Here is a 26,087-nt window from a genome sequence, read left to right as displayed (position 1 = left end):
GCGAATAAGCTTTCATTTTTTCTGCTGATGTACTGAATGTAGTGTACCACATTTACATGGAATTTGCTGTATGTTGCAAGTCTAGCTGTTGTCCATCTTCCGAACTCATAACCATATTTTTCCGGGTCTACTTCAAGTGTTTCTAAAAGTAAATTAATGTATTTCTCTGTAGCTTTTCGGTAATTACCCTTCATCCTGTTATCTTTAAAACTGTCTAAAATTTCAGGATCACCGTGAACACTCCAATAGGCAACTTTTCGGAGAGAACATCCAATTACTTCAGTAGTTTGAGCTTGTGAGCTTCCGTTATTTAGTAATAAAAATATTAACGCTCTTTGTCGAATATCTGGATGCTCATGGTCTTTTAATGCTTGTTACAGAGTTTTCTTTGTTTCAGAACTGAGGAAGTTTTTAGTAGGTATTAATTTTATTAAAATTATTATACTATACCATACAATATGCGTTTTAGATGCTGAACAGCTTATTTCCAAGGTAATTTTTTGACTAGGTATAGAGAATGTTGATGTAATTTATGACTTTTTTTACCATGTGTAAAGTTAATTTACTGACAATTTATGCCACCTGTAAAATGATTCTAATTCCTTCCTAGCGGCGATATAAAATTACTTTTATTTCTCGATTTTCAACAGCTTTGTTAACAATTTTATCTTTTTTTTATTCGTTTTCATGGCTGTTCAATCCACCTAACCCCTCTAGGTTGGGCTTATAGTTAATAATAAATTAGCTTTCTCTGTTAAACCAGGTAAAGAGTATAAGCTAATCCGCATTTAAATTGCATGGTAAAAGAAATTTTAACTTTGGTGGGGAGTAGAGGTTGGGCAGGAAAGCCCGCTCTCAACATACAATTTAAATGCACAACAGCTTACCAACTATTTTGCTAGCTTCATTTGTCTTTCTTTCCTGCCTTAGCTATTCATTGAGCATATTAACTAATGAAGAGCCAAAACTATTTATGCTTGTAACTGATTGTCAGACTTTTGATTTTCCCAAGCTAGAGATGTATGGCTTTTTTTATAAAAACTCGGAATTAATACCAAATTAATCAGGATTAGTGAAGCCCAATATTTTGGCAACTGATTTAGGATTACTATATTCTAAGGGGGGTAGCTAACCAGAATTTCGTATAACAACGCACTTAGGGCTTCACAAACATCAATATTTCTCTCTTTTCTCTTTCTCTGCGCCCAGAGCGCCCTCTGCAGTTCGTTGAAAAAAATCTACTTTATTTCAAGCAATAGGATGGCTATAGGCGATCGCACCCACCCTACAAATCAAAACTCTCTTCACCAATACTTCCCAGTTCCCCGCTACCCAGAAACTCTTCCTCCTCTACTTCTTCACTCCCCGACTCGAAACTTTCCACCACAAACGGCAAACCAGCCGCCATCAAACCCCGTTGAATCAGTTCCGGCGTTTCCTCAAACAAAACAAATAGCGGATGGACAGCCTCAGCTTCATCGCTGTAAATATGTCTGTAGCGCTGCGGCATCACCCATTCGTAACCTTTATCCAGCCAAACTTGAGACTGCCGCCAGCGGCCGAGCAACTCAGAAAACTCTTCGCCCGGACGATGAATGAAAATCAAAATTTCCACTCCTATTTTAACTTTCCATTCTGGATCGCACATCAAAATGGCCAAATCGCAGGGCAAACAAACTGCCTGTCCGGGCGATATGCTAGTGCCGCTGCTTCCGGCATACGAAACCCCGTCCCGCAAGCGCGCAATTGGCAAAGGAATTGTGATTAAACTCTCATGGGCGCGGCGGATACTCGGAATCATTTCCATGTAAACGCGATATTTTTTCAGCAGGGCGATCGCGGCCGAAGATTCGCTGTACTCTGCTAGTAAAGTTTCGTAATGTGATTGTTTAACAGACATTTTCAAACCAAAGAATAAGTAATTACTAATTGCTGCTAATTGCTAATCGATCGCTTATCGTTACCAGGAAGACCCCATTCGTGACAACTTAAGCTCAAGTTCCCCCCTTGGGGGGAACTTGAGCTTGCCTCCAGGCCTTGCTGTGTAACGCGAACAGCGATTGAAGCATTTATGGCTCTGGGCTACCAATGTCGGGAGAATGCTTACAGCCTTTTTATTTACAAGGTTTGAGCCATTTGCAGTCTCAAGATTAAGCCCGATACGATGCCTCTTTCTCATTTTAGGCCGCTCGCCTGAACTTCATCTGAGCCAAAAAGGTAATTTGGTCTGTAAGGTGTGACTCTGGGAGCAGCAGGGGAAAACGACGTATTATAAATCCAGATCATATTCGCCATCGGAATGTACCAGTTCGCCTCAACTGAAGTGATCGCAGCCAGATTGCAAAAATTGCTCTCTCCCCTAGTCTATTCAAGAATCGAGCGTCTCTTCAGACCTGAGAGTCTCAATTCCCCAAGCTCAAGAGCGCGATGCGGCAATCTTCAATCCCATAAAATTGATTATAAGTCAACATAAAACCTAAATTTTTACAAAAATCGACTAATTTTAAAGACTTGTTAAAGCAATGAGGGGTTGTACCCCCCATAAGTTAGAGTCAGATCAGATATTATAGATGCACCCTGATGGCTTTCCCGTTCCACAAGAGCGGGATTTTTATTATTGGAAAGCCGGAGCGTTAATTTTCACAATACCTACGACAGATAAAATGACGTGGGGATGCCAAGATTAAAGATATAGCAGAGCTAAAGCTAAAACTAGGGCGCCGATCGCTCAAACCTCACCCCTAACTCTGCGAAATAACCCAAAGGCGGTAGCATAGTTTGGGAAACGGCATCAACTGAAGATGAACTTAGCGCCAGCAACAGTCCTGCAACAGGGCAAATACAAAATTAACGCGACTTTAGGGATAGGAGGGTTCGGCATCACTTACCGAGCTATCCACACCCATTTAAACCAAACCGTCGTACTCAAAACCCTCAACGAAAGTCTGCGCCAACACCCAGAATCTGCCCAATTTCAGCAGCAGTTTATTGCCGAAGCCCAACGCCGCTCGCGGTGTCAGCATCCCAACATAGTCAGGGTAATTGACTTTTTTGAAGAAGCCGGACAGTCTTTTATTGCAATGGACTACATTCCGGGCCAAACTCTCGCCCAAATAGTCGAAACCGATCAGCCGCTGCCAGAACCCCAGGCCCTGCACTATATTCGGCAAATAGCCTCAGCCGTAAGTACAGTTCACCACAGCGGATTGCTGCACGGAGATATCAAGCCAGAAAATATTATCCGGCGAGCCGATTCTCACGTAGTAATGTTAATAGATTTCGGAATTCCCCGCGGCTTTACCGCCGGCACCAAACAAACCCACACTAACTTGCTCTCCCCCGGGTACGCGCCGATCGAACAATACCTCTATGACGGTAAATGTACACCGGCCACTGACATCTACGCGATCGCAGCCACCCTCTACTACTTACTCTCCGGCGTGGCGCCCGTAGCAGCACCCCTGCGCGATCGCATTCCCTTGACTGAGTTACGGCAATTTCAGCCCAACCTCAGCCCAGGAATCGAGCGAGCCATCCTTCAGGGACTCGAAATCGACCCCCAAAACCGCCCTCAGACAGTCGAAAATTGGCTCACCATGCTGCAAGAAACAGAGCGAGTATCAGTAAAAAGAAAAGGCAAGCAAAGTCTAAGATTGCCCGCACCTCCCCCGCCGCAGTTGACTTTTCTAGCGTTTGTCGTAACGGCTGCAATTGCAGGCTGGATGGGTTTTGACCTAGCATGGCACTACAACAGCACCAGTCTCAGCAATCGTCCCAAAATTGATTCCTTCCCATCTCTGGAAGATTTGCTCAAATCCCGCGATTTGTCAGGGCCGATGTTCGGGCAGCCGTCTGTCGAAAGCAGCCCTCTCTATCCGATCGAACTCAACAAGCGCCCCAAACCCCCCTTAGACAGCACCAACATTCCCGAACAGAGCGAAGATCCCTCAGAAACTAGCGCCGTACCTTCTGAGTCTCCAAGCCAGGAAACTCCCGCCCCAGAACCCGAACCGGAACCTGAGCCATCGCCGACGCCCGAACCCGCACAGGAGCCTTCTGAGTCCCCCATTCCAGAGCCTCAAACCGAAATCGAGCCAGATCCCCAACCAGAAGCCGCACCAGTACCAGAAGTTGCGCCCCTGCCTGCAGAACCGCCCGCCGCGCCCGCCGCGCCTGCCCCTGAGAGTGCTAGCGCTGAAACCCTGCCGCCGTCGGAATCCCCGTCGCCAGTAATAGCGTCGCCGATCGAGCGATCGCCTGATCCTGCGATACCAAGTCCCAGTGGCAACAATTCAGATAGTTCGATCGCACCTGATTCACCACCGCCTGTGGCAGATCCCACGATGCCTTTTCCCGAACCTGCGACAAATTAGTATGGTTTTTGTTGGTTCAAAGTGCGGACAAATACTTGGTTTTATGAGTCAGCAAATATCTGCTCATTAGTTTAGATAATAAGGCCCTACCTAGCCAACGACTATCTTCCAAAAACTTCCGTCGAAGCTGAAAATCCCAACAGTCGCCCTCTAAGTTTATCGAATATTTCCTATTCCCTCTGCAATCCAAATGCCCGCCAAAAAATGCAGGACTGTTTTCTATTTTGATTTAAATTATGTTAGAATATGTGCGGGGCGCTGAGGTGGTGTGATGTCGCGTATTAATACTGCCAAGCTGCAAATATTTTGGTACAAAGCAACCCCAACCTCGAATTTGAGCAAGTGTAAGCGAGGCTTTTGGGCTAAGCCGTGGCGCGTTAGAGTGTTCTAACTCTCAACAATCCCACCCCCGACACTCGGGGTGCGAGTGTCAATTCCCCCAAACTTCCTTCCTTTGGGAGCAAGCATCATCGGGGACAAGCAAGTTATAATTTGTTGCGGAAGCGCACAGAGATTTTTTATGAGTAAACCCCCAGTTCATGCTTTTTTTGTAGGCAGAGCACTTGCCGAAGCACTGTACGAGCAATTAGAAAGCGCGGCAACCAACGCTTTCTCTGAACTCGGCAAATTTGACGCAGAACAAAGAGAACGCCTGCGACAGTTCACCGATCGAGTTGTGGAACGGGCAAATCGAGCGTCGGATGAGGCGATGCAGACCAGAACTGGCACTGCAAGCACCACTACCATTCAAGACATCCATCCTGCAGATTTGCAAGCGACTATTGACGAGCTGCGCGCCGAAGTGGCTCTGGTGCGATCGGAATTGCAGCGCTACCGCAGCAGTTTGCCCTAGCGCTCAATTTCGATCGCAACTATTATTTACTACGTGAGCGCATTGCTTTGCGCTCCTGCGCTCCTACTTTCAATCAAAGCAACAACATAAAATAAGCAATTTGGGAACCCAAGTGTCTGCTCTCCTTGATGACTCTGTTAATCGCCAGCGCTCCCCCAAGCCCACTGGCGAAGCCGATGAGCCAAAAACTGCTAGTAAATCCTACAAAAGTAAAGCTTATCGCTGGAACCGTGAAAAATATTCCCGGAAGCGGCGCTTCTTCGACATTTGGGCCTTTGTCTTGCTCTGGCTGGCTTCCCTCTGGCTCGACAGCAAAAATTGGAGCTACTGGGGAGGCGTGACTGAAGAAAAGAAAGTTGCCAGACGCCGCTTTCAAGCTATCTGGGTTCGAGAAACACTCTTGGATTTGGGGCCAACTTTCATTAAAGTTGGGCAGTTATTTTCTACCCGCGCCGACTTGTTCCCGGCAGAGTTTGTCGAGGAACTTTCTAAGCTGCAAGATAAAGTGCCTGCTTTCAGCTACGAGCAGTTAGAGGTAATTGTTGAGCAAGATTTGGGCAAGACAGTTCAAGAACTCTACCGCAGCTTTGACCCGGTGCCCCTGGCCGCTGCAAGTCTGGGTCAGGTACACAAAGCTCAACTGCATTCGGGCCCGGAAGTGGTGGTTAAGGTGCAGCGACCGGGACTGCGGAAGCTGTTCGAGATCGATTTGCAAATTCTTAAGGGAATTGCCCGTTACTTTCAAAACCATCCTAAGTGGGGCCGCGGCCGAGATTGGATGGGGATTTATGAGGAATGCTGTCGCATTCTGTGGCTGGAAATTGACTATCTCCATGAAGGCCGGAATGCTGATACTTTTCGCCGCAATTTTAGCAACTGTGACTGGGTGCGGGTGCCGAGGGTTTATTGGCGGTACGCGGCTCCGCGAGTGCTGACTTTGGAATACCTGCCAGGGATTAAAATCAGCCACTACGAAGCCTTGGAAGCTGCCGGTATCGATCGTAAATTAATCGCTCAGTTGGGGGCAAAAGCTTATTTGCGCCAGTTGCTCAACGACGGCTTTTTCCACGCTGACCCACACCCCGGCAACATCGCTGTTAGTGCTGACGGTTGTCTGATTTTCTATGATTTTGGCATGATGGGGCAAATCCAGTCGAACGTCCGCGAAGGACTGATGGAGACGCTCTACGGCATTGCTTCCAAGGATGGACAGCGGATTATGGATTCTCTGATCAATTTGGGAGCTTTGGTGCCTACGGGTGATATGAGTCCGGTGCGCCGCAGCATCCAGTATATGCTGGATAACTTCATGGACAAGCCTTTTGAAAATCAGTCTGTGAGCGCGATTACCGACGACCTTTACGATATTGCCTACAACCAACCTTTTCGCTTCCCAGCTACTTTTACTTTTGTAATGCGAGCTTTTTCCACAATCGAAGGGGTGGGCCGCGGTTTAGATCCCGAGTTCAACTTTATGGAGGTGGCACAACCTTTTGCCATGCAGCTTATGACTAATGGAAATGGCCATGATACAAGTAGCAGCATTTTTAACGAAATCGGTCGTCAGGCGGCTCAGGTGAGTTCGAGTGCTTTGGGTTTGCCCCGCCGGATTGAGGAGACTATTGATAAACTCGAACAGGGAGATTTGCGGATTCGCGTCCGTTCTGCAGAAACAGAGCGCTTGCTTCGCCGCATGAGCAGCGCTCAAATGGGCACGAATTATGCTTTGCTGATGAGTGCTTTTACTTTGTCGGCGACAATTTTGTTTGTCAGCAATCAAGTCTGGCCGGCTGTCGCTGTTGCCGTGCTGGCGGCGGGTGCAGGGTTTGCTATGCTGCGTTTGTTCAAGCGGATCGATCGTTTAGACAGGATGTCATAATTGTGCAATTTGCGATTTGAAATTTCAGGTTTGAAATTTCTCGCCAGCCCAAATTTGACATCGAATGTTAAGTTTTGGCTGGCTGAACACAGATTGCTGAAATTTACAACACTTACGCGCTTTGAGACTAAAAACCCGGTTGCTGCCTAGATTTCTCGCCAGCAAAACCTCTAATTTTGGGTAGAAATCCAGTTTTTTTTGGCAGGTGCTGCTTAATTTACTAGATTTACGGAAATTTTAAGATGGGATTACCATCATACGATCTACAATATGAGGTCAAGGAAGTGCAATTTTTCCAAAACTCGCGATCGCGGGCTGCAGAATTTCAAGTCCGTTCGGGATTTAAGTTTTGGAATAAAAAATCGCACCCCATTAAATCAAGCTTTCAAGTTCGATGAGTCCAATCACCCAATCTATGAAACGCTCTTTCGCAGGTAAGACAGACACAGGGCTAGTTCGTTCCGTAAATCAGGATTCGTACTACATAGACTCTGACGGGCGATTTTTCATAGTGGCCGATGGAATGGGAGGACACGCCGGAGGTCAAGAAGCCAGCCGGATTGCGACTCAGGCGATTCAATCTTATTTGCTCGAACATTGGGAAGGGCCAGAGGATTCTCCGCTGTTGTTGGAAAAGGCTTTTTTAATTGCCAATCAAGCAATTTTGACGGATCAGCTCGACCACCCGGAGCGTGCTGATATGGGAACTACGGCTGTGGTTCTAATGTTTAGGGATGAGGGCCGACCCTGGTGCGCTAATATCGGTGACTCTCGCTTGTATCGGCTACACGGCTCTCGCTTGGAGCAGATTACTGAAGACCAGACTTGGGTGGCTCAGGCTGTGAAAAGAAAGGCTCTAACTCCTGACCAGGCTCGCACTCATCCTTGGCGTCACGTTTTATCCCAGTGTTTGGGCCGCGATGATTTGCGGGAGATAGATATTTTGCCGGTGGACGTGCAGCCTGGGGATCGCTTGCTGCTCTGCAGCGATGGCTTGACTGAAGAACTTTCCGATCCTTTGATTGCTTCGCCTCTGAAGTCGATTCGCGCCTGCGAGGGCGCTGCAAATGCTTTAATTCAAGCAGCTAAGGATAAAGGTGGACGCGATAATATTACTGTGGTGATCGTGACGATCGACCTCAAATAATATTCGATCGCCCGATCACACCCCACTATCTAAAATCTAAAAATCTAAAATCTAAAATCTAAAATTGAATGACCCGCGTTATCGGTTTGATCAGCGGCACGTCGGTGGATGGCATTGATGCTGCTTTGGTGGATGTGGTCGGTTCCCAAACAGACTTGAAAGTGCAATTGGTGGCAGGCAAGACTTTCCCTTATCCTGCTAATTTGCGATCGCAAATTCTCTCGGTTTGCAGTGGTTCAGCTTTGTCAATGGCTGAACTAGCCCAATTAGATGATGCGATTGCCCAAGAATTTGCCACGGCGGCATTGACAATGCAAGCGGAATATGATAAAGCCGAATTAATCGGCTCTCACGGTCAAACCGTCTACCACCGACCTGCTGGCAAAGCCCCCAAAGACAGCGCCGGTGCGTTAATGGGCTACAGCTTGCAACTCGGGCGGGGCGCGCTAATTGCGGAATTGACAGGAATTACTACTGTCAGTAACTTTCGCTCTGCAGACATTGCTGCAGGGGGTCAAGGAGCACCCTTAGTGTCCATAGTTGATGCCTGCCTGCTGCCGGAACCCAACATCAGCCTCTGCATCCAAAATCTGGGGGGAATTGGCAATGTTACCTATCTCCCTGCCAGAGGAAAAGGGGAAAACAATGACGAGTCTGAGATTTTCAGTCTGGGGAATGGCATATCGGGCTGGGATACAGGCCCGGCGAATTCCCTGTTAGATTTGGCAGTGCAGCACTTCTCAGGCGGCACTAAGACGATCGACGAAGGTGGAGCTTGGGCAGCATCGGGCACTCCCTGTCAAGCTTTAGTCGAGGATTGGCTCGCGTCAGAGTTCTTCCGCCAAGCACCGCCGAAATCAACGGGGCGAGAGCTATTTGGTGTAGACTATTTTGACAGGTGTTTGGTCGAGGCCCAAGGTTACAACCTCAGTCCTGCTGACGTGCTGGCTACTCTGACAGAACTGACTGTTGCCTCGATCGTTCACAGTTACCAAACTTTTTTACCGGCTATGCCCGATCGAGTTTTACTATGTGGGGGCGGAAGCCACAATCTCTACTTAAAACGCCGATTGCAATCTCAATTGCATCCAGTGCAAGTGTTGACTACTTCTGAGGCAGGCTTGAATGTAGATTTTAAAGAGGCGATCGCATTCGCGGTTTTAGCCGCATGGCGGGTTCGGGGCATTCCCGGCAATCTGCCTCAAGTTACTGGTGCCCGGACATCGGTACTTTTAGGAGAAATTAACTCTTGTTGGCACAGTTGGGCGTGATAGCATAGAGTCTGAGGGACAACGGCTGTGCGTTGTTGCACCAGCATTGTAGCCAGCAGGAAAAGCATAGGAACAGCACTGTGGCTCACACGTTTTTAATGGAATCTGGCCAATGGACGCTCGAAGGAAGCTGGATTGAGCGCAATGGCGTGCCAATTACGGTTAAAGGCAAAACTTTAGTGAGCTGGAACCGAACAGATTGGTTCAGTATGGTGACAAAGCTCGTATTTCCTGGAGGCGATCGCGAAGAGATTATTTTGCAGTATCGAGGACACCTCAACAGCGATGAACGGCAGTATACTTTTGTACTCCAACACAGCGAACTCGCCCGCGTCGAGGGCGAAGGTTGGATTGCTCCCCAGTCGATCGTCCAGCGTTATTGGGTATTGGGAGACGAACGCCAGCGGCGGACGGGTTTTGATACCCTTCACCGGGTTGATGACAACCGCTACTACCAATCTAGCGGCATCATGTCTGGTCATTACTTGACGAGTACAATGGAGGCGACTCTGGAACGTCAGCCAGAATAACTCTTTCTAGAGTCCACAGTTGCCAGTTCTAGGGATTGATGTGAAAACTGAAGGTTTTGCTAGTCGGAGGTCGCGCTCAGATGTCCGACTAGCGCCATTGTTGTCAAACCTCATCCGCTGCAAATAAACACAAATATATTTAATTTGTTAAAAATTTTAAGTGGTTAAAAAATTAACACTTTTTATTCATAGTTATCTAATTTTCGAGTCGAGGCGCGATAAATTGTCTTTGCGCTCTCCGGTGGTGTCGATCGACAAACTGCTTAGCTCGACTCCCCAATTCGAGTGAAATCCACAAAGAAACTGTCCAATTTTCCTCAAGTCTCTACACACGTCTTCTAGCTTCTGCCTTCGAGTGACGCCCCATCACCCCCAACTCCTTTCCGCTTGAGGGAAGAGAGTAAGAGACGGAGGTCGCCGACTGCGACTCTTGGTTACTCAACGCCTGGGTTAGGTTCTAAACCCCAGTGGTGTTTCAGAAAATGGCGGTACATGGTTTCCCGTAGCATCATTTGCTCGTAAAGCTTGACCAAAAACTCCTGAGCTTGTTCACGGCTCATGTCACTTACCTGTGTTTTGAAGGAACACAGGCTAAATTGCTGTTCCAAAGACAATTCTGCTGGTTGGCTCATGACTTTGACTCCTCTGTAAGTAAAGGTGACTTAAAAGTGAACACCTGGATTAACCAGATTTGTAAGTTGTTTCAGCGATCGACGGTTGGTTTCGGGATGCCCTATGGCCCATATCGCTTTAGTATATATTACAAAAGGTAACAATCATTTGACAAAATTACCCTCTGTCCTAAGAAATAACTTACTTAGGGATAGAGATGGGGAGATGTCTGCAAAAGTTCCTTCCGCAGGCATATACAAGTGTATCTACTTGTCAAGAGAAAAAAGGCTCAGTACGAACCAAAAGAATTGAAGCCCTTTATACCAAATCCGGCGGAGATTCTCTGCGCGAGGGGGAGAGCGGAAGAGCGGGAGAGGGGGAGATGCCCAGAGCTGAAGATGGGGAGATGAGGAGATGAGGAGAGGCGGAGAGGCGGAGATTGGAAGATGAGGAGAGGGGGAGATGCCCAGAGCTGAAGATGGGGAGATGAGGAGAGGGGGAGATGCCCAGAGCTGAAGATGGGGAGATGAGGAGAGGGGGAGAGGCGGAGATTGGAAGAGGAGGAGAGGGGGAGATGCCCAGAGCGGAAGATGGGGAGAGGGGCAGATGGGGAGAGTCGGAGAATTTGTCTGTTCTCCCTTCTCCCTTCTTCTTTCTTTCTTCCTTCGGACTAATTCGATGGCCCGCCATCCTGGGGTGGAGTGACCGCTCCGGGTCTGAAATTGGGAGCAGCGGGTGCAGGCGAAACAGGAGGAATGCCCTGATTTGTCCCAAAGTTGCTAGGCTGCTGTGGAGCCGGGAGAGGAGATTGAAACTGATTGGGATTGAACTGCTGCTGCCCGGGAGCGGGGAGAGGAGATTGAAACTGATTGGGATTGAACTGTTGCTGCCCCGGAGGCACAGGAGACGGCAGAGGTTGACCGGAATTGCCGATCGCAGGTGCCGCAGGAATGCCCGAATTGGGAAGCGAGGTATTGGGCGATGGGGAGGAAGCCGAACTAGGAAGAGTTGCCAGGGCAACTCGATCGCCCCCTACCTCTCTCAATTTGTCTAAAACCTCCACAACTTTGGCATATCTCGCATTTTGAGGAGCGTACAGCACCATCAACCCCGTAGGATTTTTACTTTGGAAACTCTTTAAAACTCGATCGAGTTGTTGGTAATTAACAGGCAATTGGTCGATATAAGTTTGACCGAAATCGTCAATGCTGACAATCAGCATCTCTCGCATCTGTACTTGTCCTGTCTTCGCTTTAGGCAAATCCACATTAATGGCTTGCTGCCGAGTCAGTTGTAAAGCCGCCAGGAGAAAAAACGTCAGAATGCAAAAGATCACGTCAATTAAAGGCACCAGTTCAATCCGAGCCTCTTCAGCAGGAGTATCTAGATTAATCTTCATCAGTTCTCCTTGGTTCTAATTATTAGAAGGTGAATCTTCAGCCGGATCGGAACCTTTCAATTTCGGCTCCCGATTCCGTTCTCCCGATTCTTGAGAATTGAGAGAACGCCTGTTCAAACCATCTGCACCAAAAGAAGAATTGCTGTATTCTGCACCGGGTGCTCGACCCTTAGCATTAGCTGCAGGCCAGTATTGCCTGTAAAGCAATTCCAATTCATTTCCAGCTTTGCGAAATATTTTTGCCTGGTTGAACAAAAAAGCTTGAAAGATCCGATAAAACGCCAAGCTAAAAATTGCTACTATCATTCCAGTAGCAGTCGTGATCAGCGCCTCGCTAATCCCCAAAGTTACGCCAGTTGTTGCCGACGTGCCGATGTCGCCCAGACGGATGGAACTGAGCGAGTTAATCAAGCCCAAAACTGTTCCCAGCAAGCCCAGCAAAGGGGCTAGAGCGATCGTAGCTTCTAAGATTTTGTCACCGCGACGCATCGAAGCCAACTCTTCATCGGCTGCTGCTTCGAGTGCGAGTCGAAATAAATCTGGTTCGGGATTGTAGAGCCGCAGAGGTGCAGAAAGAAATCGCCCGATCGGCTGTCGGTTAGCTTGTCTGGCAATCTCGTTAGCCGCCCCCCAATCGCTGCGAGCCGCTTCCAGAATGCGGTTAACTATCTGCTTTTCTTTGCTCAGGAGGCTCGCCCAAAACCACAAGCGCTCGATAATGGTACTCAAAGATAGAATCGATAACAGCAACAGGGGCCACATGGCGGGGCCGCCTTTTTCAAACAGTTCTTGAATATTCACAATATTTTTGCTCCTGCAGTACCCGCTAACTTTTGCTTCTGTTCTACTTTTTTTAACAAATCTAAGGCCATTTAATTTTAGCTATTAATGTACTCAGGACTTACGCACTCGCGACTAAAGAACGCCGGTTTTGCGAAGGGGCATCGGGGTACAACGAAGTATTTTCGTCGAGGGAACCCGGTTTCTGGGTAAGTCTTGGTACTGTTTTCTAGTGCCTACGGGCTATGGGCGGCGACTTCCTCACAATTCCTCTAAGTCTTGACACATATCTTGGAGTGACTGGTGTTGAACGCGGCGGGAAGAACGGCGATATTTTTTAGTTTGCAGCTTCGGTTCGTAATGCTGCGTACCATCCGACTTGGTTTGCTGCTTCAAACTCGATTCGGCGCTGCTGGAGTTTTGCAGAGCTTGTTGGCGGACGATCGCCTCTTCGAGAAACTGCAAGTAATACTCATAGCGCTCCCAACCGCCCCGCACGACACAGTTAGGCTCGTCTCGGTGCGAACAGTCGCTAAACTGGCAGCTACCCAAAGACAGCCTCTGGCGCGCTTCTGGAAAATATTCCGCTAACTCTGAGGGTTCGCATTCGAGAGCCGGCTGATTAAAGCCCGGAGTATCGGCCAAAAGTCCGCCTCCGGGGAGTTCAAATAGTTCGACGTGGCGAGTCGTATGGCGCCCGCGGCCGAGTTTGCCGGAAACAGCGTTCACTCGTAGGTTCAGGGCGGGGATCAGTTGGTTGATCAAGCTGGACTTGCCAACCCCAGAAGGGCCACAAATTACCGTTATTTTTCCTTGCAGGTGGTCTAGAAGCAAGTTCGGCAACGGGCTATGTACGGGGTTTAACGGATGTAATGCCTTGACCGAATTTGGAGCTTGGGGGTGATTCTCATAAATCGGCAGAGATGGCTCCATTTTATCCACTAAGGCATGGAAACCGGGTTCCGATTCAGAAACTTCATTTTCCTCATTAGCGGCGGCTTCTTGAACTCCTGCACCGCTGCGGACGCTAATAAACATTGGTTCGTAGCCCCAGCCTGAAAGTCGATCGCGCCACTGTCCCAACTCCTGGGGCGTGACCAAATCGCATTTGTTCAGGCACAAACTCACTTCTAAACCTGTAGATTCGGCCTTGACTAAAAACCGAGTTAATGATGCGGGATCTAAGTCTGGTTCAGCAAGGGCAAAAACAAGGAGAATGCGATCGGCATTAGCTACAGGCGGGCGGTTGAGTTCTGTTTGGCGCGGGAAGACTTCAGAAATGGCACCTCGGCGGTCAGTCCAGTCGGGTTCGTCTACCACCACGCGATCGCCCACCATCACCTGTTGGCCAATTTTTTTCAGTCGAGTGCGACGAGTGCACAGGAGAACCGGAGAATCAGCGAGGGGAGCCTTTTTCCCGTCAATGGAGACTTCGGGATCTAACCTCACTTGGTAGAAGTTAGCCTGAACAGCAATTACAGTACCCACGCTCGAGGGTGAATTCAGGCTCATCCTGCTTCCTTGTCTTCTGGGCGCTGCACTTTCATTGAAAAAAAGCCCGACTCCGGCTCATCCGCGACAAATTGCGTTTCAAGTATCTGGTAGCCTTCCATTTTGAGACTATCAGGTACTTGTTCGATCGGCTCCCCAGCATCCAGCCACACCTCCAAAACAGCACCCGGTGCCATTTGCTCCAAGCGCAGTTTAGTGCGGACAAAATTCAGAGGACACGGAGTACCCCGCAGATCGATTTTGGCATCTGGGGATTTGGGATTTTCAATTTTCGATGTTGAATTCATAATGCTTTTTGCAATCTCAAATCCTGAAAGCCTTACTTTTTTAAACAAGTTGCCTGGAAACTGGAGAATCTAAAATTTTCTTTCCAATTGGACACAGACTATTATTCTTTCTCAAAAAAGTGAGCGCAATTGCGCTCACTTTTTTGAGCGCTGCTGAAACGCAATGCCCAGGAAGCGTCCCACCTGAGATTTTTGTGAGCAATTGCACACAAATTTTTGACCGATACTGAAACAAATTGCCGGGGAATCCTCAAACAGGAAAATTTGACACCAATTGGTGTCAAAAATTGCTTATTTCTGAAACAAATTACCCAGAAATCCTTCCAAGCCGCCTTTACCGGTACGATCGCCCTTCAGCTTAGCAAGCTGCATCAGCAACTCCCGTTCCTCAGCCGTCACCTTAGTCGGAATGTCAATAGACACCGTAATCAAATGATCGCCACGACTGACTGGATTTCCCAACCGAGGCACCCCTTTTTTCTCCAAAGTCAGAACAGTATTCGCCTGAGTTCCGCTAGGAATCAACAATTCCGTAGGCCCGTCTACGGTTTCCACTTCCAACCGGCACCCTAAAATTGCTTGCAAATAACTAATTTTCACTTCCGAGCTAACGTTAGTGCCGTCGCGCTTAAATAGCGGGTCTTCATTCACCGCCAAGAACACGTAAAGATCTCCGGGCGGCCCGCCGAGTTTGCCGGCATCCCCTTCATTGGAAACGCGCAAGCGAGTACCGTTGTCAACCCCAGCCGGAATTGTGATTTTCAGCTTTTTCATCACTTCTTTCTGGCCTCGGCCGCCGCAAGTTTCGCACTTATCCTCAATCACTTGCCCCGTGCCGTTGCAAGTAGGGCAAACTGAAACTTGAGTAAAGCTGCCGAACGGAGTGCGGGTAGCGCGTCGGACTTGACCACTGCCGGTACAAGTCGAGCAAGTTTGGGGTCTGGTTCCCGGTTTGGCGCCAGTCCCGGTGCAAGTTTCGCAGGTTTCTAAATGCTTGATGCGAAGTTCTTTTTCGCCACCAAACACTGCTTCCCGAAAATCCAGCCGCAAATCCAGGCGCAAATCGTCTCCGCGCACCGGCCCGCTGCGCCTGCGACCTTGCTGTTGTTGGCCGACACCTCCCTGAAAGCCCTGAAAGAAGCTTTCAAAAATATCGGCAAAGCTGTCACCGAAGTCTTGGAACCCAGGCGCGCCTGCACCGCTGACCCCTGCTTCGCCGAAACGGTCGAAACGGGCGCGGGTTTCTGGTTCTGAGAGTACCTCGTAGGCGCGGTTAATTTCTTTAAACCGCTCCTCAGCACCGGATTCTTTGTTGACATCTGGATGGTACTTGCGAGCTAGGCGGCGGTAAGCACGCTTAATTTCTTCTTTGTCTGCGCTGCGAGAAACGCCTAATATTTCATAGTAATCACCGGCCATAGAGCTGCTTGCCTGGAGGTAAATAACAAAAAGTGTACGAAAAAGAAACGGGCGACCTTTCCTGAAATTACAGATTAAAAATCAAAAATTCTCATTGTTAATTTTTAACTTTTAACTTTTAGCTTTTCAGTTTTAAAGGAAAGGATTCATATCATCAACTTCTGGTTCGGGAACCTTCTGTTTTTGTTTTGACGGTGGATTTGACGGTGGATTTGACGGTGGATTTGACTGTCGTTTTGACTGTCGTTCCGGCTTTGGTTCCGGCTTTGATTCCGGCCTTGGTTCCGGCTTTGATTCCGGCTTTGATGCCGCCTTTGATTCCGGCTTTGGTTCCGGCTTTGGTTCCGGCTTTGGTTCCGGCGGAGCTTGGGGCGCCACCAGCAGCTCTTCTTTCAGCAAAATACTGTCGTCGTCCGCTTTAACCTCTTCTGGTTCTGATGATTCTACTTCTGAGATCATCTCGCTTTCACCAACAGATCCTGACGGGGCTACCCCGCTGCGGGCTTGGTCGTAGACTGCTGTCCCCAGCGAGTATAGCAGTTGCTTGAAAGATTCGATTGCGGGCGTGAGTTCCTCGACTGTGATGTCGGGGTTAGTCATCGTTGCTCGCAAGGCTGCTGCGGCTGTTTCCGCTTCTGCCTTGAGCTCGTCACTCAGCAGTTGCGCGTTGGTTTTTAAAGTTACACCACAATTATAGACGAGGGAGTCAGCTTGATTTTTGAGTTCGACGAGTAGAGCGCGCTTGATGTCCTCGTCGGCGTAAAGTTCGGCTTCTTGTCGCATCCGCTCGACTTCGGTTTCGCTCAATCCGCCTGTATTCGAAATTTGGATGCTTTGTTCTTTTCCGGTTCCCTTGTCTTCAGCAGCCACCTTGAGAATCCCGTTGGCATCAATTTCAAAGGTAACTTCGATTTGAGGTACGCCGCGGGGAGCTGGGGGAATGCCTTTGAGCAGGAACTTGCCGAGACTTTTATTGTCTTTAACCAATGCCCGCTCGCCTTGGAGCACGTGAATTTCTACCGAGGTTTGCCCGTCTGCCGCCGTGCTGTACATTTGCGATCGGCTGGTGGGAATAGTGGTATTGCGCTCGATTACTTTAGTGAACACCCCGCCCAAGGTTTCGAGTCCCAGTGAGAGCGGCGTCACATCGAGCAGCAGCAAATCTTTGACTTCACCACCCAACACCCCGGCTTGAATTGCCGCGCCTACCGCTACAGCTTCGTCGGGATTGACGGATTTATCAGGAGAAACGCCCCCAAAATACTTGCTAATTGCCTTTTGAACTGCCGGAATCCGGGTTGAGCCTCCCACTAAAATAATTCTGTCTATGTCTTTGGGGGTCAAACTTGCGTCTTTGAGGGCTTGAGTCACCGGATCGATCGTCGCTTGCACCAAATGAGCCACCAGTTTTTCAAACTGAGCTTTGGAGAGTTCCATTTCCAAATGCTTCGGCCCTTTCTCGTCAGAAGAGATGAAGGGCAGATTGATTGAGGTGGATTCCCGGTTGGAGAGTTCGATTTTCGCTTTTTCGGCAGCTTCTCGGAGGCGCTGCAAAGCCATTTTGTCTTGTGAGAGGTCACTGCCTTCTTGAGTCCGGAAAGCTTCTACCAGCCACTGGACTATGCAGTCGTCAAAGTCATCTCCTCCGAGATGGTTGTTACCGGAGGTAGCGTTGACTTCAAAAATTCCGTCTCCCAGTTGCAGAATAGAAACGTCGAAAGTACCGCCACCTAGGTCAAAGACCAATATTTTCTGTTCTATATTTTGCTTGTCCAGCCCGTAGGAAAGGGCTGCCGCCGTCGGTTCGTTGACGATCCGCAAGACTTCTAGGCCCGCGATCGTACCGGCGTCTTTAGTAGCTTGCCGTTGGGCGTCTGTGAAGTAGGCTGGCACTGTAATCACGGCTTGGGTAACAGTTTGTCCCAAATAAGCTTCAGCATCTTGCTTGAGCTTTTGGAGTACCATTGCCGAGATTTCTTGGGGAGTGTGAACCTTGTTCCGAATTTGGACATTAACGGTGTCGTCTTTGCCTTTTATGCAGGTATAGGGAGTTCGGGATCGTTCTTCTTCCGTGTCGTCCCACCGGCGTCCGATAAATCGTTTGATGCTGTAGACAGTATTTACAGCATTAGTTACAGCTTGCCGCTTGGCTAGTTGACCTACTAAGCGATCGCCCGCCTTGCCAAATCCTACTATACTCGGAGTTGTGCGCCCGCCCTCGGAATTGGCGATCACGACGGGTTTACCGCCCTCTAACACAGCTACGCAACTGTTAGTCGTGCCTAAGTCAATTCCAATAATTTTTCCCATAGCGCCTCATAAAACTTTGTGGGATGTTTGGAAATCTCCAACTACAGGTTGGGAGATGAAAAACGACTCAGCTTGTTTAAACAAGCATTCCCAGACTAGATTTGTAGGAAATAAACTTGATGTCCTAAAGCAATATCAAAGACTGGTAAAAACATTTTTCAGAATTTTTGGATCAAGCGCTGACCTGCTTTTAGTCATCTTTAATTAAGAAGTTGGTGAGTCGGCCACCTTGGAACCCCCGAATTCTATTCGGGGGTCAGTGACTTTGAGGAATGCAGTAGCTTGTATCCCGATTAACCTTCTGAACTATCGGGATTTTCATCTGAGGCTACCACAGATAGCCCAGCCGCTGCAACTTTCACTTTGGCGTGCCGCAAGACGCGATCGCCCAGAATGTAGCCGCGTTCTAGTTCTTGGATAATTGTTCCTTCCTCGTGTTCGTCAGTTGGCTCACTTAGCAGAGCTTCGTGGAGGTTGGGGTCAAACTGTTCACCTTCGGGGCGCATCGGAGAAACCCCGATTTGCTTGAGGCCGTCTACCATTTGCTTGTAAACGCTTTGGTAGCTTTTGTGAATGTTCATTTCGCCATCGGTTTGCGGCTTGATGTGCGATCGAGCGCGCTCGAAATTGTCAATTACCGGCAACAGGGGTTTAATCGTGAGACACCTTGCCTGTAAATCTAGCTCTTCTTTTTCCTTTTGGGTACGCCTGCGGAAGTTCTCAAAATCTGCTGCTAGGCGGAGATTTTGATTTTTCAGTTCTTCTAGTTGAGCGGATGCGGCTTGCAACTGAGTTTTTAAAGCCTCTTTTTCATCGTTTGCCTGGGCCAGTTCCTTCTTCCAAGGCTCCGCCGCGTCTGCAGTCGGACTGTTTGTTGAACTGCCGGTGACGGTAGGTCCCGATGCGTTTGCTGGGGTGCGATCGCCCTGAGCACTTTGATAGGCTCGAGCAAGTTCGAGCTCCCAATCCGCCGATTCGTTCGAGTTTCCTGATGCCGCCGGATTTTCGCTTGCCATTGGCGAACCCTCTGGGGTGGTTTCCCCAGTTGAGTTAGGATCTTGATCTTGCTGTTTTTCCTCGTCAATCATAAAAGCTGCGCGACAGAACCCTATCAATTCTAGCAGATACAGTTAACCCGGTAAATCTAGAGGACTCGAATTGACTGTGTATGGCACAATGTGAAAAGAGGAAAACTCGCCAGCTCTGGAGACATTGCTCAAAGCTTTCCATAAAATATTCAAAGGCCCGTTTAGATATTTACGTATAATATGGCAGCAATGGGGGCAACCCAACTTTTTTTGGGTTCTCATTTTTAATTAACGCGATCGCATTTACCACAATTTTTATGAGTATATTTTGCGGTTAAGTCTACTACAATATTTCCCAATTATGAGGCTTGATGTTTCAAGGTTTACTTAAAACGAGAGAAACTTAAATTTATCATCGGTCAGGCTGTTTTAGTCGCAAGCTGACACTGGCATTTTTTACCATTTGCTGAGTTTCCCAAGTCAGGAGAAAAAGGAATTTGTAGTGATTGAGTCAGTAGTTAGGTGTTTGCTTGTGTAACTCAGATACTAGGTTGTTAATCTTAATGCGAATTGGGGCTGTGGTTTTTCTGATTCGATACCGCCGAAGTCGCTTGAACTCTCGAATTTTGGCTAGTCAAATGATAGACATTACCTGGTGTGGCGGAGGTGCTCATCTGTAAATACGATTGATATCTAATTTGCCTCTTTCCACGATTTTTGAACCCTCAACCTTACGTCACAAAGGTTTGGACACCAGGGTATAATCAAAGTAATATTTACTGACCCAAAACTAGAGTTGCTCAAAATTTGCCCTGGGGGCTCATGCAGCCGACGATCGGGCAGTGACCGATCGCAGATAATTAATCAAAATATATTTCAAAAGGGCGATCGAGGCTTTCGTAAAAGCTATCATCACAGAACAGAGTTCATCTTTAATTGAGTAGAGCTAACCGCGCCACCACGGGCGCTGTAATTTGACCAAACAATTTGGGAAAATATAACAGCGTGGGAAGCCCACCCACCCTGCCCCGCTTTTCTCTCCCGGTACCGGGAATCCCCAAATGATGTGCCCTGACGCTATAACGAGAGTATCCCGCAAGTTAATCAGGTAAGTAAGCAACTTAGCACTCAACGAACAAGATTTGATGGCAAGAATCGGCAAACCCCTCCAACGTCTCGTCAATTTGTGGACGAAGCTTAGAGGTGACTGCGAGTTTACACTTGAGAGATAGGGATTGAGCAACAACATGATAGCTGATCCATAAGCAAAGAATACGGGGGTTAAAACCCCGCGTTGGTTTTCCTCTCAGCACTCTTAGTGACTGAGTTTCCCACCTATTGAGTGTTTTTTATGACTAGCACATCCCCGCTTCGCTCCACCTCCCTAGTTGCTGTGAGCCAATTTCCTCCGGCTCTCACCAAGATGATTCTGTCGGGTTACGTCAACGGCGAGCAAGTGAAGCAAGCTCAAATTGAAAGCCAGAAGTCGGGCAAGCGTTTGACGGAGGTATTAGAAGCACTTACCGGGCAGCCGTTACCCCCAGAATTGCTGCGACTTTACAAGAAGCAGCAGATGTTTGAACGGAAGATAGTCTACGGGGTTGAAGCATTTGACCCGGAGATGAGCGAAATGTCTAACGAGCAACTCGGAGTTATGCTCGACGCGTTGAAGATTTCGATCGACATTTGTCACCAAGGTCGGTTTTTACCCGTAGCGAAGACTGAAACTGAGCCTGCGGCCGTTTTAGTAGCCATGGTAGATCCCGACAACCTCAACGCCATAGAAGATTTGCGGCGGATTTTACAGCCTCACGGCTTGGCTTTGCAGCGACGGGTAATTACGCCAGACGACTATCAGGACATCACTTCTGCCTATCAAGAGGATCAAGTTAAGGTAGCAGCCAAAATGGCAGCAGCCGAAAAGCAGAGAAAGATGGATTTAGGGGAGGGAGATTTTGGCGAACTCTCGCTAGAAGAGGAGAGTGCCGACCAAGAAGACCTAGCTAACACCTTGGACGATGCTGAGGCCGCTCCGGTAATTAAGGCGGTCAATATCATTTTGGCTAAAGCTCTGTCGGAAAAGGTGTCTGACATCCACGTAGAACCTCAAGAAGAGTTCATGCGGATTCGGATGCGGAAAGACGGGGTGCTGCAAGAGTATTTCCGGTTTCCCAAGCAGGTAGTCGCATCGATTACCGCTCGTTTCAAGATTATTGCCAACCTGGATATTGCCGAACGCCGACAAGCTCAAGACGGCCGCATCCGCCGGGTATTTGAGGGACGCACGGTCGATTTCCGGGTGAACAGCTTACCTTCGCGGTACGGCGAAAAAATCGTGCTGCGGATTTTGGACAGTTCCAGCACTCAGTTGGGCTTGGGTTTGTTAATCTCCGACCAGGAAACTCTGGCTTTAGTCCGAGAGAGTGCTAGCCGTCCGTTCGGACTGATTTTGGTGACGGGGCCGACGGGTTCGGGCAAGTCAACTACTCTCTACTCGATTCTGGCGGAACGGAACGATCCGGGGGTTAATATCAGTACGGCGGAAGACCCGATCGAATATGCTTTGCCAGGAATTACCCAATGTCAAGTAATTCGGGAAAAAGACTTGACTTTTTCCAACATTCTGCGGGCATTTTTGCGGCAAGACCCTGACGTGATGCTGGTGGGGGAAACGCGGGACAAGGAAACAGCCAAAACAGCTCTGGAAGCTGCTTTGACGGGACACTTGGTGCTGACGACGCTGCACACGAACGACGCGGCCGGGGCAGTCGCGCGTTTGGCCGAAATGGGCGTAGAACCGTTCATGGTTTCGGCAGCTCTGTTGGGCGTGTTGGCTCAGCGTCTGATGCGGCGCGTTTGCGACAAATGCTGCATTCCTTACCAGCCTACTGCCGCAGAACTCGGCAAGTACGGTCTGTCGGCTTCTCAAGAAATTGATCTAACTGTTTACAAAGCCAACACTGTACCGGTGGAGGAAAGGAAGGAACTGGCAGAACGCGAGCAACTTTGTACCAAGTGCGCCGGCCTAGGCTACAAAGGACGGGTAGGGGTTTACGAGTTCCTGAAAAATACTGAGCGGCTTCAAACTCTGATCACTCAAGGAGCTCCCACAGAGCAAATTAAGGAAGCAGCAGTAGAAGAAGGGATGAAAACGTTGTTGGCTTACAGCTTGCAGTTAGTGCGGGAAGGCGCGACTACTTTTGAAGAAGTCGAGCGGGTGACGTTTACTGACTCGGGCCTGGAGGCTGAACTGAAAGCCAAACGCAAGCAGGGACTTACCTGCAAAAGTTGTCGGGCGGAATTGAAGCCGGAGATGCTGGATTGTCCGTACTGCTTGACGCCACGCTTTGTGGATTGATTCAGCAGTTAACTGTTGACTATTAACTGTTGACTGTTAACTGAGCTAGATTGGTCAATAACTATCAATTTGATCGAGGAGAGGTATCTATGGGTCTGATGATTGAAGACGTACTGGAGTCCCTGGTAGAGCAAGGGGGTTCGGACATACACATCCAAGCGGGCGCGCCTATATTCTTCCGAGTCAGCGGTAAACTAACTCCTCAGACGCAATACGGCGACATTCTGTCTGCTGAGGAAGTGCAGATCCTAATTTTCCAAATGCTCAACAATATGCAGCGCAAGCAGTTGGAAATGGAGTGGGAACTCGACTGCGCTTATGGTGTTCGGGGATTGGCTCGGTTCCGCGTCAATGTCTACCGGGAGCGGGGTGCTTGGGCGGCTTGTATGCGGGCTCTGGCTTCTAAGATTCCTAACGCAGATGCTTTAGGCGTGCCACAGATTTTGCGGGATCTGACCGAAAGACCCAGGGGTATGCTGTTGGTGACGGGACAAACGGGTTCCGGGAAAACTACGACGATGGCGGCTTTGTTGGATCTGATCAACCGGACGCGGGCGGAACATATTCTAACAGTTGAAGACCCGATCGAATATGTGTTCCCTAATATCAAGAGTTTGTTTCACCAGCGTCAAAAGGGCGAAGATACTAAGAGCTTTGCTAATGCGCTCAGAGCAGCTTTGCGCGAAGATCCTGATGTGATTCTGGTGGGGGAAATGCGCGACTTGGAAACGATCGGTCTGGCAATTTCGGCTGCAGAAACGGGTCACATGGTGATGGGAACGCTGCACACTAATTCGGCGGGTGCAACGATCGATCGGATTTTGGACGTGTTCCCGCCCATTCAACAACCCCAGGTTCGCGCCCAGGTGTCTAACTCTTTGGTGGGAATTTGCAGCCAAAATTTGGTAGTGAAAGTTGGGGGCGGCCGCTGCTGCGCTATGGAAATCATGGTGAATACTCCAGCTATGGCTAACTTGATCCGGGAGGGCAAAACTCCAATGATTTACTCCCAAATCCAAATGGGAGCGAAATTAGGCATGAGGACGATGGAAATGGCCCTCGCTGAACTTTACAAGAGCGGTAAAGTCACTTGGGAAGCGGCAATGGGCAAGGCTTCTAAGGCTGACGAACTCGAACGCTTGATCGGCCCGGCACCTGTTGGTGGCGCCCCGGTAAAAGCTCATTAATTCAGTCAGCAGTCATTAGTCAGAAGTCTGCCGACTGAATTAATGACTGATGAGTCATAAATTTTAATAAATTTTCAGAGGTGAGCTGTGGCTACCAACGTTATCCGCGAAAAACCGAAAGGTGGCTTTGATTTCAGTAAGATTCAGGAGCAAATCGAGTATAACCTTACCAGTCTTACTGTTAAGGATATGGCTATTTTTGCTCGTCAGTTTGCGGCTATGTTTAATGCAGGGGTGGCGATCGTGAGATGCCTTTCCGTGCTGCACGAGCAGTGTTCTAATGCTAAGCTGAAGCGAGCGCTCAGAAGCATGAATGCTGACGTGCAGGAAGGGATAAACTTGGCAGAGGCGATGGCTAAGTTTCCTGATGTGTTTGACCAACTGTTTATCAGTATGGTGGCGGCGGGAGAAGTCGGGGGGGTTCTCGATGAAACCCTAGACCGTCTGGCGGTGATGATGGAAAAAAATCACAAGACGGAGGCTGAAATTAATTCGGCGATGTCTTATCCGAAGACTGTGTTCTTTATTGCGATCGTGATTTTTTTCGCAATGACCATATTCTTGCTACCAACTTTCGCTAAAATATTTAAGGATATTGGTGCAGATTTGCCAGCTTTTACGGTGTTTATGTTGGCAATTAGTGCATTTTGTACCGCTTGGCCTCCGATCCAACAGATAACAGTTATTGGGGTAATTATAGCGCTCAAAATTGCCTTCGATATGTACTACAAAACTCCAATAGGTCGCCTACAAATTGATAGGATTGCGATGAAGTTGCCGATTTTTGGGGATTTGATCGAAAAATCTGCGGTGGCTCGGTTTTGCGTGATATTTGGGTCGCTGACGCGATCGGGCGTGCCGATTCTCAATTCTTTGGAAATTGTGCGAGATGTGGCGGGGAATCAGGCGATATCTAATGCGATCGAATATGCGAGACAGGAAATTCAAAGCGGCGGCATGATCAGTATTGCTTTGCAAGAACAAGCTGTTTTTCCGTCTTTGGCCATTCAAATGATGGCAATTGGCGAGGAGACAGGGGAACTTGACAAGATGCTGATGAAAGTTGGCGCTTTCTACGAAACGGAAGTGGAAGAAGCAGTAAAAGGACTTACCAGTATGCTAGAACCTCTGATGATTGTGGTCGTCGGTGGTATCGTAGGTGCGATTTTGCTGTCGATGTATCTGCCGATGTTCGCAGTGTTCCAGAAGCTGTAAAAAAGAGCTAATTAGTTATTAGTTATTAGTTATTAGTTAGTAGCAATTAACGCATAACCAATGACTATTTCAATCGTCCCCAGGCTCTGCCTGGGCAGACTTTTGGAGGAGGTACATCCTCGATTAAAAGGAGAAAACAATTTGGAGGCTATGCCTCCAAATCTTCATTACCAGGGTCTTCCCATTGGTGACAACTTACGAAAATATCACAAAAGTCAAGTAGGATAGGCAGACAGATTTAACTGCTGCCTAATCCTGGCTTTAGGCTCCAGGGTAAACGCATCTTAATTTGAACCCAAAATAGGCTACAGTTAAATCAGAATAAATTTCAAGGTAGTTATGGTAGTTTATGGGTGCTATCACTGGCAAAAGGTTTTACTCAAACTTTAGACACCAACAAAAAAAACAGATTCCTGGCCTGTGGTGAATATATTAAATGCCAGTTTTTTAGAAGATTTGACCAATTTGAACGACCCCAGAATAGAAAGAATAAAAAAAGTGGCTCTTCATTAGTTAATATGCTATAGCGTTTTTCACAGCTATGAGGTGAGGTACACTTGGTAAAGTAAAACTATTGAGAGGAAAATCATCAAGGCAACCGTATTCACTAGATTTTATAAAAAAAATAATAGAAGTGAGAGAACAAGAAAATATCTCTATAAGAAAACTAGTAGAACGTTTTAAGGTAGCTAAGAGCTGTGTTCAAAAATTACTAAAAAAGCCCAAGAGACAGGAGATATAAGTCCTCTTGCTCAAGGAGGAAGTCCACCCACCAAATTAACAGGGCGAACAATTAGTGACTTTAGTGGAAATAATAGAAGAGAATAATGATGCAACTTTAAAAGAACTAATACCAATTTAATGTGAAGTTGCATATAATACAGAGATGGCGTTTATGGTGCGTTTTATGGCTCGTAGTTTAAAAAT

Annotated in this window: 18 protein-coding genes and 2 pseudogenes; 10 read left to right on the top strand and 10 right to left on the bottom strand. The window is 48.2% G+C overall.

The window, feature by feature from the left end; translation table 11 throughout:
- Positions 1–194, bottom strand: a pseudogene (locus tag QUA57_RS24715) (hypothetical protein); the annotation flags it as partial.
- 1,091 nt (positions 195–1,285) lie between these two features.
- Positions 1,286–1,900 carry a hypothetical protein gene (locus QUA57_RS24710; protein ID WP_333042238.1) on the bottom strand — a complete coding sequence of 205 codons (615 nt, stop codon included), beginning with the start codon at positions 1,898–1,900 and terminating at the stop codon, positions 1,286–1,288.
- Positions 1,901–2,801: 901 nt separating this feature from the next.
- Here QUA57_RS24710 and QUA57_RS24705 point away from each other — a divergent pair.
- From QUA57_RS24705 to QUA57_RS24680, 6 genes are all read left to right on the top strand, one after another.
- Positions 2,802–4,373 (top strand): protein kinase domain-containing protein, encoded by a 1,572-nt coding sequence (locus QUA57_RS24705; RefSeq protein WP_333064223.1) that lies wholly within the window; start codon positions 2,802–2,804, stop codon positions 4,371–4,373.
- A gap of 520 nt (positions 4,374–4,893) precedes the next feature.
- Positions 4,894–5,226 (top strand): DUF6825 family protein, encoded by a 333-nt coding sequence (locus QUA57_RS24700; protein WP_190660406.1) that lies wholly within the window; start codon positions 4,894–4,896, stop codon positions 5,224–5,226.
- A 112-nt stretch (positions 5,227–5,338) separates the two neighbouring features.
- Positions 5,339–7,105 (top strand): AarF/ABC1/UbiB kinase family protein, encoded by a 1,767-nt coding sequence (locus QUA57_RS24695; protein ID WP_333042236.1) that lies wholly within the window; start codon positions 5,339–5,341, stop codon positions 7,103–7,105.
- Between the two features lie 415 nt (positions 7,106–7,520).
- Entirely contained in the window at positions 7,521–8,252 is a 732-nt protein-coding gene (locus tag QUA57_RS24690) for a PP2C family serine/threonine-protein phosphatase (protein ID WP_333064224.1), read from the top strand.
- 68 nt (positions 8,253–8,320) lie between these two features.
- The gene (locus QUA57_RS24685) at positions 8,321–9,523 is read left to right on the top strand and encodes an anhydro-N-acetylmuramic acid kinase (RefSeq protein ID WP_333064226.1); all 1,203 of its coding nucleotides are present in this window, start codon (positions 8,321–8,323) and stop codon (positions 9,521–9,523) included.
- A gap of 80 nt (positions 9,524–9,603) precedes the next feature.
- Positions 9,604–10,053: a hypothetical protein gene (locus QUA57_RS24680; RefSeq protein ID WP_333042233.1), complete on the top strand. Its 450-nt coding sequence runs from the start codon at positions 9,604–9,606 to the stop codon at positions 10,051–10,053.
- Positions 10,054–10,487: 434 nt separating this feature from the next.
- On the opposite strand, the gene QUA57_RS24675 is transcribed toward QUA57_RS24680, so the two are convergent.
- The 8 genes from QUA57_RS24675 to grpE all read right to left on the bottom strand — a co-directional run bounded on the left by QUA57_RS24675 (position 10,488) and on the right by grpE (position 19,460).
- Entirely contained in the window at positions 10,488–10,685 is a 198-nt protein-coding gene (locus tag QUA57_RS24675) for an NblA/ycf18 family protein (protein ID WP_006635253.1), read from the bottom strand.
- Positions 10,686–11,335: 650 nt separating this feature from the next.
- Positions 11,336–12,064 (bottom strand): biopolymer transporter ExbD, encoded by a 729-nt coding sequence (locus QUA57_RS24670; protein ID WP_333064228.1) that lies wholly within the window; start codon positions 12,062–12,064, stop codon positions 11,336–11,338.
- Positions 12,065–12,079: 15 nt separating this feature from the next.
- Positions 12,080–12,865, bottom strand: a complete 786-nt coding sequence (locus tag QUA57_RS24665; RefSeq protein WP_333042229.1) for a MotA/TolQ/ExbB proton channel family protein — start codon at positions 12,863–12,865, stop codon at positions 12,080–12,082.
- A 240-nt stretch (positions 12,866–13,105) separates the two neighbouring features.
- A complete protein-coding gene (gene rsgA, locus QUA57_RS24660) occupies positions 13,106–14,356 on the bottom strand; it encodes a ribosome small subunit-dependent GTPase A (RefSeq protein ID WP_333064229.1) in 1,251 nt (416 codons plus the stop codon).
- Positions 14,353–14,643, bottom strand: coding sequence for a sulfurtransferase TusA family protein (locus QUA57_RS24655; protein ID WP_333042225.1), 291 nt, complete (start codon positions 14,641–14,643; stop codon positions 14,353–14,355). The genes rsgA and QUA57_RS24655 overlap by 4 nt, the downstream gene beginning before the upstream one ends.
- Before the next feature lie 291 nt (positions 14,644–14,934).
- A complete protein-coding gene (gene dnaJ, locus QUA57_RS24650) occupies positions 14,935–16,062 on the bottom strand; it encodes a molecular chaperone DnaJ (RefSeq protein ID WP_333042223.1) in 1,128 nt (375 codons plus the stop codon).
- Positions 16,063–16,194: 132 nt separating this feature from the next.
- Positions 16,195–18,372: a molecular chaperone DnaK gene (gene dnaK, locus QUA57_RS24645; RefSeq protein ID WP_333064230.1), complete on the bottom strand. Its 2,178-nt coding sequence runs from the start codon at positions 18,370–18,372 to the stop codon at positions 16,195–16,197.
- A 293-nt stretch (positions 18,373–18,665) separates the two neighbouring features.
- Entirely contained in the window at positions 18,666–19,460 is a 795-nt protein-coding gene (grpE, locus tag QUA57_RS24640; RefSeq protein ID WP_333064231.1) for a nucleotide exchange factor GrpE, read from the bottom strand.
- A 1,291-nt stretch (positions 19,461–20,751) separates the two neighbouring features.
- Between grpE and QUA57_RS24635 the strand changes: the two genes are divergently transcribed.
- From QUA57_RS24635 to QUA57_RS24620, 4 genes and pseudogenes are all read left to right on the top strand, one after another.
- Entirely contained in the window at positions 20,752–22,758 is a 2,007-nt protein-coding gene (locus tag QUA57_RS24635) for a GspE/PulE family protein (protein WP_333064233.1), read from the top strand.
- An 89-nt stretch (positions 22,759–22,847) separates the two neighbouring features.
- Positions 22,848–23,945, top strand: coding sequence for a type IV pilus twitching motility protein PilT (locus QUA57_RS24630; protein ID WP_333042216.1), 1,098 nt, complete (start codon positions 22,848–22,850; stop codon positions 23,943–23,945).
- 87 nt (positions 23,946–24,032) lie between these two features.
- Positions 24,033–25,160: a type II secretion system F family protein gene (locus QUA57_RS24625; RefSeq protein WP_333042215.1), complete on the top strand. Its 1,128-nt coding sequence runs from the start codon at positions 24,033–24,035 to the stop codon at positions 25,158–25,160.
- 574 nt (positions 25,161–25,734) lie between these two features.
- A pseudogene (locus tag QUA57_RS24620) lies at positions 25,735–26,010 on the top strand (IS630-like element ISMae26 family transposase); the annotation flags it as partial.
- Positions 26,011–26,087 lie beyond the last annotated feature (77 nt).

The organism is Microcoleus sp. Pol7_B2, assembly GCF_036701035.1.
Classification (GTDB): domain Bacteria; phylum Cyanobacteriota; class Cyanobacteriia; order Cyanobacteriales; family Microcoleaceae; genus Microcoleus.
Note: the sequence above shows the minus strand (reverse complement) of the source record. Positions and strands in the feature narration are given on the sequence as shown.

Excerpts from the sequence above, each read along its gene's own strand:
- QUA57_RS24655 (WP_333042225.1), bottom strand. The coding sequence starts at position 14,643 with ATGAATTCAACATCGAAAATTGAAAATCCCAAATCCCCAGATGCCAAA.
- dnaK (WP_333064230.1), bottom strand. The coding sequence starts at position 18,372 with ATGGGAAAAATTATTGGAATTGACTTAGGCACGACTAACAGTTGCGTA.
- rsgA (WP_333064229.1), bottom strand. The coding sequence starts at position 14,356 with ATGAGCCTGAATTCACCCTCGAGCGTGGGTACTGTAATTGCTGTTCAG.
- QUA57_RS24630 (WP_333042216.1), top strand. The coding sequence starts at position 22,848 with ATGGGTCTGATGATTGAAGACGTACTGGAGTCCCTGGTAGAGCAAGGG.
- QUA57_RS24685 (WP_333064226.1), top strand. The coding sequence starts at position 8,321 with ATGACCCGCGTTATCGGTTTGATCAGCGGCACGTCGGTGGATGGCATT.
- QUA57_RS24700 (WP_190660406.1), top strand. The coding sequence starts at position 4,894 with ATGAGTAAACCCCCAGTTCATGCTTTTTTTGTAGGCAGAGCACTTGCC.
- QUA57_RS24675 (WP_006635253.1), bottom strand. The coding sequence starts at position 10,685 with ATGAGCCAACCAGCAGAATTGTCTTTGGAACAGCAATTTAGCCTGTGT.
- grpE (WP_333064231.1), bottom strand. The coding sequence starts at position 19,460 with ATGATTGACGAGGAAAAACAGCAAGATCAAGATCCTAACTCAACTGGG.
- QUA57_RS24670 (WP_333064228.1), bottom strand. The coding sequence starts at position 12,064 with ATGAAGATTAATCTAGATACTCCTGCTGAAGAGGCTCGGATTGAACTG.
- QUA57_RS24710 (WP_333042238.1), bottom strand. The coding sequence starts at position 1,900 with ATGTCTGTTAAACAATCACATTACGAAACTTTACTAGCAGAGTACAGC.
- QUA57_RS24705 (WP_333064223.1), top strand. The coding sequence starts at position 2,802 with ATGAACTTAGCGCCAGCAACAGTCCTGCAACAGGGCAAATACAAAATT.
- dnaJ (WP_333042223.1), bottom strand. The coding sequence starts at position 16,062 with ATGGCCGGTGATTACTATGAAATATTAGGCGTTTCTCGCAGCGCAGAC.
- QUA57_RS24690 (WP_333064224.1), top strand. The coding sequence starts at position 7,521 with ATGAAACGCTCTTTCGCAGGTAAGACAGACACAGGGCTAGTTCGTTCC.
- QUA57_RS24635 (WP_333064233.1), top strand. The coding sequence starts at position 20,752 with ATGACTAGCACATCCCCGCTTCGCTCCACCTCCCTAGTTGCTGTGAGC.